This is a genomic window from Mesorhizobium sp. M7A.F.Ca.CA.002.15.2.1, from assembly GCF_003998715.1.
GTDB lineage: Bacteria > Pseudomonadota > Alphaproteobacteria > Rhizobiales > Rhizobiaceae > Mesorhizobium > Mesorhizobium ciceri.
Genome location: NZ_RZPI01001147.1, coordinates 1 through 821, shown reverse-complemented (window position 1 = coordinate 821; position 821 = coordinate 1). Strand labels below are relative to the sequence as shown.

At 64.4% G+C, this 821-nt stretch carries 1 protein-coding gene; it reads left to right on the top strand.

Annotated elements, in window-relative coordinates:
• Positions 1–816, top strand: an 816-nt coding sequence (locus tag ENZ74_RS33270) for an aminomethyltransferase family protein (RefSeq protein ID WP_164761473.1), incomplete at its 5' end; no start/stop codon positions are given.
• Positions 817–821 lie beyond the last annotated feature (5 nt).

Sequence of the window (821 nt, the reverse complement as noted above, 5' to 3'; positions counted from 1 at the left end):
GTCTTCAACTGGGGCGGCGGCTCTTATTGGCTGATGGGCTCCTACTATCTCCGGGAATTCCATATGCGCTGGTTCGAGAGCCATGCGGCGGAGGGCGTCACCATCGCCGACCTCTCCGACACGATGAGCGGCTTCCTGCTCACGGGGCCGAATGCGCGGGAGATTCTGGAGCGCACGACGCATCAGGATGTTTCCGGCGCAGCATTGCCGTTCATGGCCTGTGGCGCATTCGACATCGGTATGGTGCAGGCACGTGTGGCGCGGCTGTCGATCGCGGGCGAACTCGGCTTCGAAATCAGTTGCCCCGTGACCATGCACGCCACGTTGCGCGACACGCTGCTGGCTGCGGGCGAGGATCTGGGCCTTGCTGAAATCGGCTACTATGCGCTCAATGCGCTGCGGCTGGAGAAGAGCTTTGGCATCTGGTCGCGTGAATTCACGCAAGGCTATACGCCGGGCCAGACCGGTCTCGACCGCTTCATCGCTTTCGGCAAGAGCGACTTCATCGGCCGCGAAGCAGCGTTGAAACAGCGGGAGGCCGGCAGCGGCCAATGCCTGGTGACGCTGGAAATCGATGCGCTCGACGCCGATGCCAGCGGTTTTGAGCCTGTCTGGCATCAGGGCCGACGCGTCGGCTTCGTCACCTCGGGCGGCTATGGCTATACGGTCGGCAAGAGCCTGGCGCTGGCTCTGGTCGACCGCGATTTCGCGGGCGAGGGCACCGCGCTCTCCGTGCATGTCGTGGGTGAGGAACGGCCGGCGCGTGTCGTCGCGGCCTCGCCCTACGATCCCCTGGGCAAGGCAATGCGGCAATGAGGAGG